Genomic DNA, 13113 nt, shown 5'->3' with positions numbered 1-13113 from the left:
GCCTACTAGATAATCGCGCGCTACGGGGATCAGCGTTCGTTGGCCCATTTGACTTAGGTAGAGCCTTGCCCGGAACCTGTTGGGGAATCATTTTGCCCCACGGGAGTCGGAACATTGCTCGCCAACCTGGCATATAGATAGCTGGCCGTTGGTTTTTTGATCTGTTTTCGGCGAGGGTTGCTCGTGATTGTTAGTCCCTGTAATGCACCAAAATTGTCTGCCAAACGGTTCCGAAGCGCTCTGGTAGCGGGCTCTGCACTGCTCTGCCTGTTTAGCGCCGGTCAGCTTTGGGCATTCAATCTGGATGATGTGTCGGTCAAGGCGAAAGAGCTGGCCGGGCAGAAATACGAAGCCCCGCGCAGTAACCTGCCGAACGAATTCCGCGAAATGAAATTCGCGGACTATCAGAAAATTCGTTTCCGCACTGAAAAAGCCGAGTGGGCCGATCAGAAGACTCCGTTCAAACTTTCGTTCTATCACCAGGGCATGCACTTCGATACCCCGGTGAAAATCAACGAAATCACGGCCAGCACCGTCCAGGAAATCAAATACGACCCAAGTCGTTTCGATTTCGGCGACGTGCAGTTCGATCCTAAAGCCACCGAACAACTGGGTTATGCCGGTTTCCGTGTGCTGTACCCGATCAACAAGGCTGACAAACAAGACGAAATCATGACCATGCTCGGCGCGAGTTACTTCCGCGTTGTCGGCAAGGGTCACACCTATGGCTTGTCCGCTCGCGGCATGGCCATTGATACCGCATTGCCGTCCGGCGAAGAATTCCCGCGTTTCACCGAATTCTGGATTCAACAGCCAAAACCGGGTGACAAGCACCTGGTGATCTTTGCGCTGCTCGATTCCCCGCGCGCTACCGGTGCTTATCGCCTGACCCTGCGTCCAGGCAGCGACACCGTGGTCGACGTCAAAGCGCAGATGTTCCTGCGTGACAAAGTCACCAAGCTCGGCGTTGCGCCGCTGACCAGCATGTTCCTGTTCGGCGCCAACCAGCCGTCGAAAGTGCTCAACTACCGTCGCGAACTGCACGACTCCAGCGGTCTGTCGATCCATGCCGGCAACGGCGAGTGGATCTGGCGTCCACTGAACAACCCGAAACACTTGTCGGTAAGCAACTTCGGCATCGAGAACCCGCGCGGTTTCGGTCTGCTGCAACGTGGTCGTGACTTCAGCCACTACGAAGACCTCGACGACCGCTACGACAAGCGTCCAAGTGCCTGGATCGAGCCAAAAGGCGATTGGGGCAAGGGTTCGGTCGATCTGGTGGAAATCCCGACCGCCGACGAAACCAACGACAACATCGTGGCTTTCTGGAGCCCGGAAAAACTGCCTGAGCCAGGCCAGCCGCTGGATGTCGCTTATCGCATGCACTGGACCATCGACGAAGCTGCCCTGCACGCACCGGACAGCGCCTGGGTCAAACAGACCCTGCGTTCCACCGGCGACGTCAAGCAGTCCAACCTGATTCGTCAGCCGGATGGCAGCGTTGCGTATCTGGTCGACTTCGAAGGTCCGTCGCTGGCCGCATTGCCGGAAACCGCTGACGTGCGCAGCCAGGTCAGTGTTGGCGATAACGCCGAACTGGTCGAAAACAGCGTGCGTTACAACCCCGACACCAAAGGCTGGCGCCTGACCCTGCGCATGAAGATCAAAGACCCAAGCAAGGCCACCGAAATGCGTGCCGCGCTGGTCGAGAACATCGTGCCTGAAGACCTCGCCAAGACTTCGCTCCCAGCCTCCAATTCCTCCGTTGCCAAGGCCGACAAAGTCGCCGCCAAGCAGCAGGAGAAAGCGGACAAGGAAGCCAAGGACGCCAAGCAGGTTGACGCCAAACAGGCTGAAGCCAAGCCGGTTGCCGATGCCAAGGATCAGAACAAGGACAAGGACAACAAAGACGCCAAGCAGCCTGCTGCTGCGGACGCGGCCCCAGCCACACCGGAATCGACAGCGACTGAACAAGTCCTGACCGAGACCTGGAGCTACCAGTTGCCTGCCGATGAGTAATTCTCAAGTACAGCCAGAGACTCTTTCCGAGTATCTGGCGCATTTACCGATGACCGACCAGCAGCGCGCGGAACTCGCGGGCTGCCAGTCCTTTAGCGAACTGCACCAGCGTCTGTCGTCCTCGACGTTCGACGCACCTGCCGAGGCCGCTCAGGCCTCGGTGGGCAAACGCCTGCTGTTGAACAGCGCGGAAGAACTGGAAGAGGCGGAAATGCTCGCCGTTGATGCCAGTGGCCGCGTTGTGCTCAAGGCGACTCCGCCGATTCGTCGGACCAAAGTCGTCCCGGAACCGTGGCGCACCAACATTCTGGTGCGCGGCTGGCGCCGGATGACCGGTCGCACCAACCCTCCGGCACCGCCGAAGGACGAGAACGTGTTGCCGGCCGCGCGCTGGCGCACCGTCGGTTCGATCCGTCGTTACATTCTGCTGGTATTGATGCTCGGCCAGACCATCGTTGCCGGCTGGTACATGAAAGGCATCATGCCGTACCAGGGCTGGTCGTTCGTCGACCTCAACGAAGTCCTGCACCAACCGGTCCTGCAAACCATCACGCAAGTGCTGCCGTATGCGCTGCAAACCAGCATTCTGATTCTGTTCGGGATTCTGTTCTGCTGGGTCTCCGCCGGTTTCTGGACTGCACTGATGGGCTTCCTCGAGTTGCTCACCGGTCACGATAAATACCGCATCTCCGGCAAAAGCGCCGGCAACGAGCCGATTGCCAAGGACGCACGCACCGCACTGGTGATGCCGATCTGCAACGAAGACGTGCCGCGGGTATTCGCCGGTTTGCGCGCGACGTTCGAGTCGGTGGCGGCCACGGGTGACCTCGACCGTTTCGACTTCTTCGTCCTCAGCGACAGTAACGAAACCGATATCTGCGTTGCCGAGCAGCAAGCCTGGCTGGACGTCTGCCGCGAAGCCAAGGGCTTCGGCAAGATCTTCTATCGTCGTCGCCGCCGTCGCGTGAAACGTAAAAGCGGCAACCTCGACGACTTCTGCCGTCGCTGGGGCGGCGACTACAAGTACATGGTCGTGCTCGACGCGGACTCCGTGATGAGCGGCGAATGCCTGACCAGTCTGGTGCGCTTGATGGAAGCCACGCCGGACGCCGGGATCATCCAGACCGCGCCGCGTGCGTCGGGCATGGACACCCTTTATGCGCGGATGCAGCAGTTCGCCACCCGCGTTTACGGTCCGCTGTTCACCGCTGGCCTGCACTTCTGGCAGCTGGGCGAATCGCACTATTGGGGCCACAACGCAATCATCCGCATGAAGCCGTTTATCGAGCACTGCGCCCTCGCGCCGTTGCCGGGTAAAGGTGCTTTTGCCGGGGCGATTCTGTCCCACGACTTCGTCGAAGCCGCGCTGATGCGTCGTGCCGGTTGGGGCGTGTGGATTGCCTACGATTTGCCGGGCAGCTACGAAGAACTGCCGCCGAACCTGCTCGACGAACTCAAGCGTGACCGTCGCTGGTGCCACGGCAACCTGATGAACTTCCGGCTGTTCCTGGTCAAAGGCATGCACCCGGTGCACCGTGCGGTGTTCCTGACCGGCGTGATGTCTTACTTGTCGGCGCCGTTGTGGTTCTTCTTCCTGGTGCTGTCCACCGCGCTGTTGGCGGTGAACACGCTGATGGAGCCGCAATACTTCATGGAGCCGCGACAGCTGTATCCGTTGTGGCCGCAGTGGCATCCGGACAAAGCCGTCGCGCTGTTCTCGACGACCGTCGTGCTGTTGTTCCTGCCGAAGTTGCTGAGCATCATCCTGATCTGGGCCAAAGGTGCGAAAGAGTTCGGCGGCAAGTTCAAAGTGACGTCTTCGATGTTGCTGGAAATGCTCTTCTCGATGTTGCTGGCGCCGGTGCGGATGATCTTCCACACCCGTTTCGTCCTCGCCGCGTTCCTCGGCTGGGCCGCGACCTGGAACTCGCCGCAACGTGACGACGACTCGACGCCATGGAGCGAGGCGGTCAAGCGCCACGGGCCGCAAACATTGCTGGGCTTCTTCTGGGCGCTGCTGGTGATCTGGCTGAACCCGAGCTTCCTTTGGTGGCTGGTGCCGATCGTCGGTTCGCTGATGCTGTCGATCCCGGTGTCGGTGATTTCCAGCCGTGTCGGCCTGGGCCTGAAGTCGCGCGACGCGAAGCTGTTCCTGATTCCTGAGGAATACAATCCGCCGCAGGCTCTGGTCGCGACCGATCAGTACACCCACGAAAACCGTTATCACGCGTTGAACGACGGTTTCGTTCGGGCCGTGGTCGATCCGCAGCAGAACGCCCTGGCGTGCTCGCTGGCGACTTCGCGTCACGGTCAGGCCGAGCCGATCGAGTGGTTGCGCGTCGAACGCGTCCGTCATGCGTTGAAAGTCGGCCCTGCCGGGCTGAACAACCATGATCGCCTGCAACTGCTGAGCGACCCGGTGGCATTGGGTCGTCTGCATGAGCAGGTGTGGAACGAAGGTCACGCCGAGTGGCTGCAAGCCTGGCGCCAATCGGTGAAAGCCGATCCGCACGCGCCGCTGCTGCCGCTTAAACCACTGAGCGCACAGCCTCAGTTGGCATAACGAAAAACCCCGCGAAAGCGGGGTTTTTTTTGTTTGTGGCGTGTTCTGGATGTGTGTGTACCCCAAGAGCCACCCCTCTCCCTAACCCTCTCCCCAAAGGGGCGAGGGGACTGACCGAGGTGTCTTGCGTCATACATCGACCTGAAATATCGAGCCGAACTCAGGTTTCGAAAAGCCCCCGATCTGCTCCCTTTCCCCCTCTCCCCAGAGGGGCGAGGGGACTGACCGAGGTGTCTTGCTTCATACATCGACCTGAGATATCGAGTCGAACTCGGGTCCTGAAAAGCCCCCGATCTGCTCCCTTTCCCCCTCTCCCCTATGGGGAGAGGGCTGGGGTGAGGGGTGGCCCTTGAATGTTTAAAAAAACCAACAGCCACCCACATTCCTCCGCAGGGTATTTCCTGCCCCTTAGCCAACAAATCCCAACCAAACACTTGTGCAAACACCCCAGTGCGTTAGCATCCGTCCCCGAATTGGTGCGCCCGGACAGATTTCTGTCCGTATCGAGCGGTTTCCTAGTGAAATCCGCCGATTGCGCGCCTCACAACGCAATGGTTTTGGGGACTTGATGATGAAGAAGTATCTCTCGATGCTGCTGGTCGGCGTCACGGCATTGGTTGCAGTCAACGCGGCGCAGGCCGGTGCCATCGATGACGCGGTCAAGCGCGGCACGCTGAAAGTCGGCATGGACCCGACCTACATGCCGTTCGAAATGACCAACAAGCGCGGCGAGATCATCGGTTTCGAAGTCGACATCCTCAAAGCCATGAGCAAAGCCATGGGCGTGAAACTGGAGCTGGTCTCCACCGCCTACGACGGCATCATCCCGGCGCTGATGACCGACAAGTTCGACATGATCGGCAGCGGCATGACCCTGACCCAGGAACGCAACCTGCGCCTGAACTTCAGCGAACCGTTCATCGTTGTCGGCCAGACCTTGCTGATCCGCAAGGAGCTGGAAGGCACCATCAAGACCTACAAAGACCTGAACACCGACCAGTACCGCATCACCTCCAAGCTCGGCACTACCGGCGAAATGGTCGCGAAAAAACTGATCTCCAAAGCCAAGTACCACGGCTACGACAACGAGCAGGAAGCCGTGCTCGACGTGGTCAACGGCAAGGCCGATGCGTTCATCTACGACGCGCCGTACAACGTCGTCGCAGTGAACAAGGTCGGCGCCGGCAAACTGGTGTTTCTCGACAAGCCGTTCACCTACGAGCCATTGGCCTTCGGCCTGAAGAAGGGCGATTACGACAGCCTCAACTTCATCAACAACTTCCTGCACCAGATCCACGAAGACGGCACCTACGATCGCATCCATGACAAGTGGTTCAAAGACACCGCTTGGCTCAAGGACATGGAATAAGCCTTACCGCTGATCGTTCTCACGCTCTGCGTGGGAACGAGCGAATCTGAGAGTCCTGCAATGAAACAGAAAAAAGCCCTGTGGCCCTGGCACCTGCTGACGGTGCTGGTGCTGATCGGCCTGGCCGGCGCGCTGTATTACGCCACCTCGCTGATGTCCTACGAATGGCGCTGGAACCGCGTGCCGCAATACTTCGCCTATCACGCCGAAGAATCCCAGCGCGCCGCCGACATCTCGACCGTCAGCGAACTGGTGCGCAAGGGCGACAAGGCCGACGTCACCCTGCGCAACGACGCCGGCGACGAACAACACCTGACGGTCGACGAAAACAGCCTGCAAGTGGCTCAGGGCGATGACGTTGCGGAGGGCGACGTCGTCGGCGTGACCCGGCATTGGGCCGCCGGACCGCTGTTGTGGGGGCTGTGGACGACGTTGTGGTTATCGGTGGTCTCGGGCGTGCTTGGTTTGCTGATTGGCCTGGTCACCGGCCTCTGCCGCCTATCCAGCAACCCGACCCTGCGCGATCTCTCGACCATTTATGTCGAACTGGTGCGCGGCACGCCGCTGCTGGTGCAGATCTTCATTTTCTACTTTTTCATAGGCACCGTGATGAACCTGTCCCGCGAGTTCGCCGGGATCGCCGCGCTGTCGCTGTTCACCGGTGCTTACGTCGCCGAGATTATTCGTTCGGGCGTGCAGTCGATCGCCCGTGGGCAGAACGAAGCGGCGCGCTCGCTGGGCCTGAGCGCCGGCCAGTCGATGCGTCACGTGGTGTTGCCGCAAGCGCTGAAACGCGTGTTGCCGCCGCTGGCCGGGCAGTTCATCAGTCTGGTCAAAGACACGTCGCTGGTGTCGGTGATCGCGATTACCGAGCTGCTGAAAAGCGGTCGCGAAGTCATCACCACCTCGTTCTCGCCGTTCGAAATCCTGTTCTGCGTGGCCGGGTTGTACCTGTTGATCAACCTGCCGCTGTCGAAAATCGCCAGCCGGCTTGAGCGGAGGCTCGCGCAAAGTGATTGAAGTCCGCGATCTGGTAAAAGTCTTCGACACTCGTGGCCAAGTGGTGCGCGCGGTGGATAACGTGTCGACGCACGTGGCCAGGGGCGAAGTGCTGGTGGTGATCGGCCCGTCCGGTTCCGGCAAATCGACTTTCCTGCGCTGCCTGAATGGCCTGGAAGAATTCGATTCGGGCTCGGTGAGCATCGACGGTCTGCAACTGGCCGACCCGAAAACCGACGTCAACGCCTACCGCCGGGAAGTCGGCATGGTGTTCCAGCATTTCAATCTGTTCCCGCACATGACCGTGCTGGAAAACCTCTGCCTCGCGCAGAAAGTCGTGCGCAAGCGCGGTAAAAAGGAGCGCGAGGCCAAGGCCTTGGCGCTGTTGGAAAAGGTTGGCATCGCGCAGAAGGCCGATGAGTTTCCATCGCGCCTGTCCGGCGGCCAGCAACAACGCGTGGCGATTGCCCGGGCGTTGGCGATGGAGCCGAAGGTCATGCTGTTTGATGAGCCGACGTCGGCGCTCGATCCGGAAATGGTCGGCGAAGTGCTGGACGTGATGAAAACCCTGGCCGTGGAAGGCATGACCATGGTCTGCGTGACGCATGAAATGGGTTTCGCGCGGGAAGTGGCGGATCGGGTGCTGTTCTTCGATCACGGTAAATTGCTGGAAGATGCCGCGCCAGCGGAGTTCTTCGATGCGCCGAAGGATCCGCGGGCGCAGGCGTTTTTGCGCCAGGTTTTGTAGCTTCGGCGTCTGTTCTGACGCCTTCGCGGGCAAGCCTCGCTCCTACAGTTTTGAGGTGTTACGCAATTACGCGGTACACACAACCCTGTAGGAGCGAGGCTTGCCCGCGAACGGCGCGACGCGGTTTCAAACCTTGAACTTGCCCACCAGCATCTGCAAATGCGTGCCCAATCGTGCCAGCTCAACGCTCGACGCCGCGGTCTCTTCGCTCGCCGCCGAGGTCTGCTCGGACACGTCGCGCACGTTCAGCACGCTGCGGTTGATCTCTTCGGCCACGGCGCTCTGCTGCTCGGCCGCTGCAGCGATCTGTTGGTTCATCGACTGAATCGCCGACACCGTGCGGGTGATGCTTTCCAGCGAACCACCGGCGCGGCGAGTCAGCTCGACGCTGCTGTCGGTCAGGCTGCGGCTGTTGTCCATGATGGTTGCGACTTGCTGGGTGCCGGTTTGCAGGCCGACGATCAACTCTTCGATTTCCTCGGTGGACTTCTGCGTGCGCTGAGCCAGGCTGCGCACTTCGTCGGCGACCACGGCAAAACCGCGTCCAGCCTCACCGGCACGCGCGGCCTCGATGGCGGCGTTGAGTGCCAGCAAGTTGGTTTGCTGCGCAACAGACTTGATCACGTCGAGCACGCTGCCGATCTTGTCGCTCTCGCGCTTCAGATCGCCCATGGCGGCCGTGGAGTTGCCGACTTCGATGGCCAGGCGCTCAATCTGCGCGATGGCTTCGCCGACCACTTTGTCACCTTCACGGGCCTGTTGATCGGCAGCGACCGCCGCTTCCGAGGCTTCCTCGGCATTGCGCGCGACTTCCTGCACAGTGGCGGTCATCTCGTGCATCGCGGTGGCGACCTGATCGGTTTCGATTTTCTGATTATTGACCCCGGCGCTGGTCTGCTCGGTCACCGCCGACAACTCTTCGGCAGCGCTGGCGATTTGCGTAACGCCATCGCTGATGCCGCCGATCAGCTCGCGCAGGCCCAACGTCATGCTTTGCATGGCGCGCTGCAATTGGCCGAGTTCGTCTTCACGCTGGGAAATCAGGTTGTGCGTCAGGTCGCCAGCGGCAACGCGCTCGGCAACTTTCAAGGTTTCGCTCAGCGGAATCACGATCTGCCGGGTGATCGCCCACGCCGCAAGCAGCCCGACGACCAGCGCCAGAATCGACGCCATCAGCAAATGGGTTTTGGCTTGCGCCGCATCAGTGTCACGCACCACGGTTTGCGAAACGGTGAGTTTTTTACTGAGGTCGAGCAACACATCGCCTTGCGCGACCATGCGTTTGAGGGCGGCAGCATTGGCCACTTGCGAGTCGCGGAACTGGCTGACGGCGGCGCGATAAGCCTTCAGCGATTCGGCGGCCTGTTGCAGGTTGGCGTTGTGCTGTTCGGTCAGTTGGTCCGGCAGTTGCGTCGGCAGGCTGGCGATGTTTTTCAGCGCGTTGTCGATGGCGTCCAGCGCCGGTTGCTCGGCTTCAGTCTTGGCGCTGTAGGTGTAACCGCGCACCTGGAAGCGGGCTTGCTGGATCAGTTTGCTCAGGTCGACCACCGCGTTGAATTGCGCGACATTTTCGCCCTGGAGCAGGGATTTCTCGACTTCAGCGACTTTCGCCACGGCATTGTCGGCCGTAGCGCCGAGCTTGCCGCGCGCGTCTTCGCGGGTGGCGGCGGCCTGGGTCATGGCGTTGAACGCTTGTTTGTACTCGCTGACGGCGGCCAGTTGCTGGTCGATCATCGCCACGTCGGCCGGTTGTTCGATCAGCTTGCGCGCGGTTTGCAGGCCGGCGTCGAGGCGCCCGAGCATCTCGTTGACCGCGCCCGGGCCTTGTTCGCCACGACGCGTTTCGTATTCCTGGCGGGCGAGGCGCAAGTCTTTGGTCATATCGTTGAGGCTGGCGATGAACCCAAGCTTGTCGCCACGGCTCATCACACCCGTCAGCCCGGTCCAGCCGGTGAAGGCGATCAACAAGGTCAGGAGCAGGACGAGACCGAAGCCGACACCCAGTTTGCGTTTAACGCTTACGTTTCCAAGCTTCTCGGCTAGCCAACGGTACATGCTGCTACTCCCCACGAACGGCGTTTTGGTTTTATGAGGAATGTATCGGCCCGAGGCTGGGAATCTGTAGCCCTGTGGCGAGGGGGCTTGCCCCCGTTCGGCTGCGAAGCAGTCGCAAAACAGCGAAATGTGATGTGTTGGGGGAAACAGTGGCCGCTTCGCGCCCAAACGGGGGCAAGCCCCCTCGCCACATTAGGTGTTTCAGGCAACAGATGAGTTGACTAGCAGTCCGCTATCGCGAGCAAGCTTTGCTCCTACAGGTTTTGTGTCAGACAGACCGGGTGGTGATTTAAAAGAGGCGGGCGAGCAGGGCGGTGACGGCGGTTTCGACGCGCAGGATGCGCTCGCCGAGTTGCACCGGTTGCAGGCCGGATTTGCCCAGCAATTCGATCTCGTAAGGAATCCAGCCACCTTCCGGGCCGATCGCCAGTGTCACCGGTTCATCGAGACCGCGCGGGCAGGGCGGGTAGTTACCGGGATGCCCGACCAGGCCCAGAGTGCCTTCGGCAATGGCCGGCAAACGGTCTTCGACAAACGGCTTGAAGCGCTTCTCGATGACCACCTCCGGCAACACGCTGTCGCGCGCCTGTTCGAGGCCGAGGATCAATTGCTCACGAATCGCGTCCGGTTCGAGGAACGGCGTTTGCCAGAAGCTCTTCTCGACGCGATAGCTGTTCACCAGCACGATGCGCGGCACACCCATGGCCGCAACAGTCTGAAACACCCTACGGAGCATCTTCGGCCGTGGCAGCGCCAGCACCAGGGTCAACGGCAGCTTGGTCGGCGGCGATTGGTCGAGGGTCACGCGCAATTCGGCTTCGCCGGCCTCCAGACGCAACACCTCGGCCGAACCCATCAATCCGCCAATTCGCCCGACGCGCATGCTGTCGCCGACTTCGCAGCGATGCACTTCCTGCATGTGCGTCAACCGACGATCACCCAGGACCACGCGGTCGGGCGCGATGAAATCGGCCTCTTCGAGGAGCAGCAGGTTCACGGTTGGGTCGCTGGCGGCTGGTCGTTGTGATCGTCAACCGGCTGGTCTTCCGGTCGATCGCCACGCTTGCTGATGAGGCTGCCGAAGATAATGCCGATCTCGAACAGCAACCACATCGGCACTGCCAGCAAGGTCTGCGAGAAGATGTCCGGCGGGGTCAGGATCATGCCGACGACGAAGCAGCCGATGATCACGTACGGGCGGATTTTCTTCAGATAGATGACATCGACCACGCCGATCCACACCAGCAGCACCACGGCCACCGGTATCTCGAACGCGACGCCGAAAGCAAAGAACAGCGTCATCACGAAATCGAGGTAGCTGCTGATGTCGGTCATCATTTCGACACCGGCCGGGGTGGCGGCGGCGAAGAATTTGAAGATCAGCGGGAACACCAGGTAATAGGCGAAGGCCATGCCGGTATAGAACAGCATGATGCTGGAGACCAGCAACGGCACGGCGATGCGCTTCTCGTGTTTGTACAAGCCCGGCGCGATGAAACCCCAGATCTGATGCAGGATCACCGGGATCGCGAGGAACAGCGACACCATCATCGTCAGCTTCAGTGGCGTCAGGAACGGCGACGACACGTCGGTGGCAATCATCGTCGCGCCGACCGGCAGATACTGGCGCAGCGGCGTGGAGACGAAGGTGTAGATCTGCTGGGTGAACGCGAACAACCCGGCAAAGATGATGAAAATCGCCGCTACGCAGCGCAGCAGGCGGGTACGCAACTCGGTGAGGTGCGAAACCAGCGGCATGTGCTGGTCGTTTTCAGGGAGATCGCTCATGGGGCTCGCGGCGGCAATGGAGTGTCGTGAGGTGCCGGCGTGGTCGGCGCGGCGGCAGGCGCAGCAGGTTGTTCAGGTGCTGCGGGCGCAACAGGTGCCGGCGCGTCAATCACTGGCGCGGGTTCGACGCCGCCCATGCTTGGCACGGATTCGGTGCCCGGCGCGTGAATGGTCTGCTCCAGCACCGGCTCGACCGGTTTGACCGGCGTGGCTTGCTGCTGGGTCGGCGTGAAAATCTTCCGCGCCTCCTGCTCCAGCGACAGAATGTGTTCGTTGTGCAGTTGCCGACGAATCTCGTCGGCACCGATTTCACGTTCAACTTCCTGTTTGATCGCGTTGAAACTGCGCTTCAACCGCCCGACCCACAGGCCAGCAGTGCGCGCAGCACCCGGCAGACGCTCGGGGCCCAGCACCAGCAGGGCCACGAGGCCGACGAGCAGCAGTTCAGAGAAGCTGATACCAAACATTAGTCAGTGCTCACACGTCTTTGCGGATCGGCTCTTCGACTTTCTGCGCCTGCACGTCGATGGTGTGCGGCTGGCTCAGCGGCGAAGTGGCCGTGGGTTGCGCAGGTGGCACCGGTTGCGCCGGGGTCACGGTCGGATCGGCCGGTTTTTCGTCATCGTTCATGGCTTTGCGAAAGCCCTTGATCGACTCGCCGACGTCCGTGCCGAGGTTTTTCAGTTTCTTGGTGCCGAACACCAGCACTACGACAACCAGGATGACGATCCAGTGTTTCCAGTCAAAAATGCCCATGTTGCTGTTCCTCTAAATAGTTGTTCAGGCGGACGGGCGCGAGGCTTTCTCGGCGTGTCCGGACAGACCGAAGCGACGGTCCAGTTCATCGAGCACAGCCTGTGGATGCTGCCCCAGTTGGGCGAGCATGACCATGCTGTGGAACCACAAGTCGGCGGTCTCGTAGATCACGTCGCTGCAGTCGCCGCTGATCGCGGCGTCCTTGGCGGCAATAATCGTTTCGACCGACTCTTCGCCGACTTTCTCCAGAATCTTGTTCAAACCCTTGTGATACAGGCTGGCGACATACGAGCTGTCGGCCGCCGCGCCTTTGCGCGCTTCCAGCACTTCGGCCAGACGGGTCAGGGTGTCACTCATGGCTGTGTCCTGCGGAATAAATGGAGTGCGGGTCTTTCAGGACCGGGTCGACGGTTTTCCAGTCGCCGTTCTCGTAAACGCGATAGAAGCAGCTTTGGCGACCGGTATGGCAAGCGATGTCGCCAATTTGCTCGACCATCAGGATGATCACGTCGGCATCGCAGTCGAGGCGCATCTCATGCAGGGTTTGCACGTGGCCGGACTCTTCACCCTTGCGCCACAACTTGCCACGCGAACGTGACCAGTAGATGGCACGGTTCTCGGCGGCAGTCAGTTCCAGCGCTTCGCGATTCATCCAGGCCATCATCAGCACGCGCCCGGTTTGGTGATCCTGGGCAATCGCCGGCACCAGGCCATCTGCGTCCCATTTGATCTCGTCCAGCCAGTTTTTCATCTTCGACTCCGACAGCGGCCCGACACTTCATTAGTCGGGCAGGCGTTGAAACAGTGTGCCAGCGT

12 protein-coding genes and 1 pseudogene are annotated in these 13113 nt (G+C 60.5%); 5 read left to right on the top strand and 8 right to left on the bottom strand.

Features of this window, described 5'->3' with window-relative positions; all coding sequences use genetic code 11:
- Positions 1-183 precede the first annotated feature (183 nt).
- The 5 genes from BLU01_RS10710 (at position 184) to BLU01_RS10690 (ending at position 7698) form a co-directional block, all read left to right on the top strand.
- Positions 184-2019, top strand: coding sequence for a glucan biosynthesis protein G (locus tag BLU01_RS10710; RefSeq protein WP_092274578.1), 1836 nt, complete (start codon positions 184-186; stop codon positions 2017-2019).
- The gene (gene mdoH, locus BLU01_RS10705; RefSeq protein ID WP_092274575.1) at positions 2012-4582 is read left to right on the top strand and encodes a glucans biosynthesis glucosyltransferase MdoH; all 2571 of its coding nucleotides are present in this window, start codon (positions 2012-2014) and stop codon (positions 4580-4582) included. Before BLU01_RS10710 ends, mdoH begins: the two co-directional genes overlap by 8 nt.
- 571 nt (positions 4583-5153) lie before the next feature.
- Positions 5154-5951, top strand: a complete 798-nt coding sequence (locus BLU01_RS10700; protein WP_092281566.1) for a transporter substrate-binding domain-containing protein — start codon at positions 5154-5156, stop codon at positions 5949-5951.
- 60 nt (positions 5952-6011) lie between these two features.
- Positions 6012-6971: an amino acid ABC transporter permease gene (locus BLU01_RS10695; RefSeq protein ID WP_092274572.1), complete on the top strand. Its 960-nt coding sequence runs from the start codon at positions 6012-6014 to the stop codon at positions 6969-6971.
- On the top strand, positions 6964-7698 hold the full coding sequence (locus BLU01_RS10690) for an amino acid ABC transporter ATP-binding protein (RefSeq protein WP_092274569.1): 735 nt from the start codon (positions 6964-6966) through the stop codon (positions 7696-7698). The genes BLU01_RS10695 and BLU01_RS10690 overlap by 8 nt, the downstream gene beginning before the upstream one ends.
- 126 nt (positions 7699-7824) lie before the next feature.
- Here the strand turns inward: BLU01_RS10690 and BLU01_RS28300 are convergent, their stop codons facing one another.
- The 8 genes and pseudogenes from BLU01_RS28300 to hisI all read right to left on the bottom strand — a co-directional run bounded on the left by BLU01_RS28300 (position 7825) and on the right by hisI (position 13048).
- Positions 7825-8538: a methyl-accepting chemotaxis protein gene (locus BLU01_RS28300; protein ID WP_408003142.1), complete on the bottom strand. Its 714-nt coding sequence runs from the start codon at positions 8536-8538 to the stop codon at positions 7825-7827.
- Positions 8539-8682: 144 nt separating this feature from the next.
- Positions 8683-9753: pseudogene (locus BLU01_RS28295) on the bottom strand (methyl-accepting chemotaxis protein); the annotation flags it as partial.
- Positions 9754-10042: 289 nt separating this feature from the next.
- Positions 10043-10750: a 16S rRNA (uracil(1498)-N(3))-methyltransferase gene (locus BLU01_RS10680; protein WP_092274562.1), complete on the bottom strand. Its 708-nt coding sequence runs from the start codon at positions 10748-10750 to the stop codon at positions 10043-10045.
- Positions 10747-11541 carry a twin-arginine translocase subunit TatC gene (gene tatC / locus BLU01_RS10675; RefSeq protein WP_092274559.1) on the bottom strand — a complete coding sequence of 265 codons (795 nt, stop codon included), beginning with the start codon at positions 11539-11541 and terminating at the stop codon, positions 10747-10749. The genes BLU01_RS10680 and tatC overlap by 4 nt, the downstream gene beginning before the upstream one ends.
- Positions 11538-12008 (bottom strand): Sec-independent protein translocase protein TatB, encoded by a 471-nt coding sequence (gene tatB / locus BLU01_RS10670; RefSeq protein WP_092274556.1) that lies wholly within the window; start codon positions 12006-12008, stop codon positions 11538-11540. Before tatB ends, tatC begins: the two co-directional genes overlap by 4 nt.
- Positions 12009-12018: 10 nt before the next feature.
- The gene (locus BLU01_RS10665; protein WP_092274553.1) at positions 12019-12297 is read right to left on the bottom strand and encodes a twin-arginine translocase TatA/TatE family subunit; all 279 of its coding nucleotides are present in this window, start codon (positions 12295-12297) and stop codon (positions 12019-12021) included.
- A gap of 24 nt (positions 12298-12321) precedes the next feature.
- Positions 12322-12654 (bottom strand): phosphoribosyl-ATP diphosphatase, encoded by a 333-nt coding sequence (locus tag BLU01_RS10660; protein ID WP_008025232.1) that lies wholly within the window; start codon positions 12652-12654, stop codon positions 12322-12324.
- A complete protein-coding gene (gene hisI, locus BLU01_RS10655; protein ID WP_092274551.1) occupies positions 12647-13048 on the bottom strand; it encodes a phosphoribosyl-AMP cyclohydrolase in 402 nt (133 codons plus the stop codon). Before hisI ends, BLU01_RS10660 begins: the two co-directional genes overlap by 8 nt.
- Positions 13049-13113 lie beyond the last annotated feature (65 nt).

Source organism: Pseudomonas prosekii, from assembly GCF_900105155.1.
Taxonomy (GTDB): Bacteria; Pseudomonadota; Gammaproteobacteria; order Pseudomonadales; family Pseudomonadaceae; genus Aquipseudomonas; species Aquipseudomonas prosekii.
The sequence above is the reverse complement of the archived record's forward strand: the minus strand, read 5'-3'. Positions and strand labels throughout refer to the sequence as shown.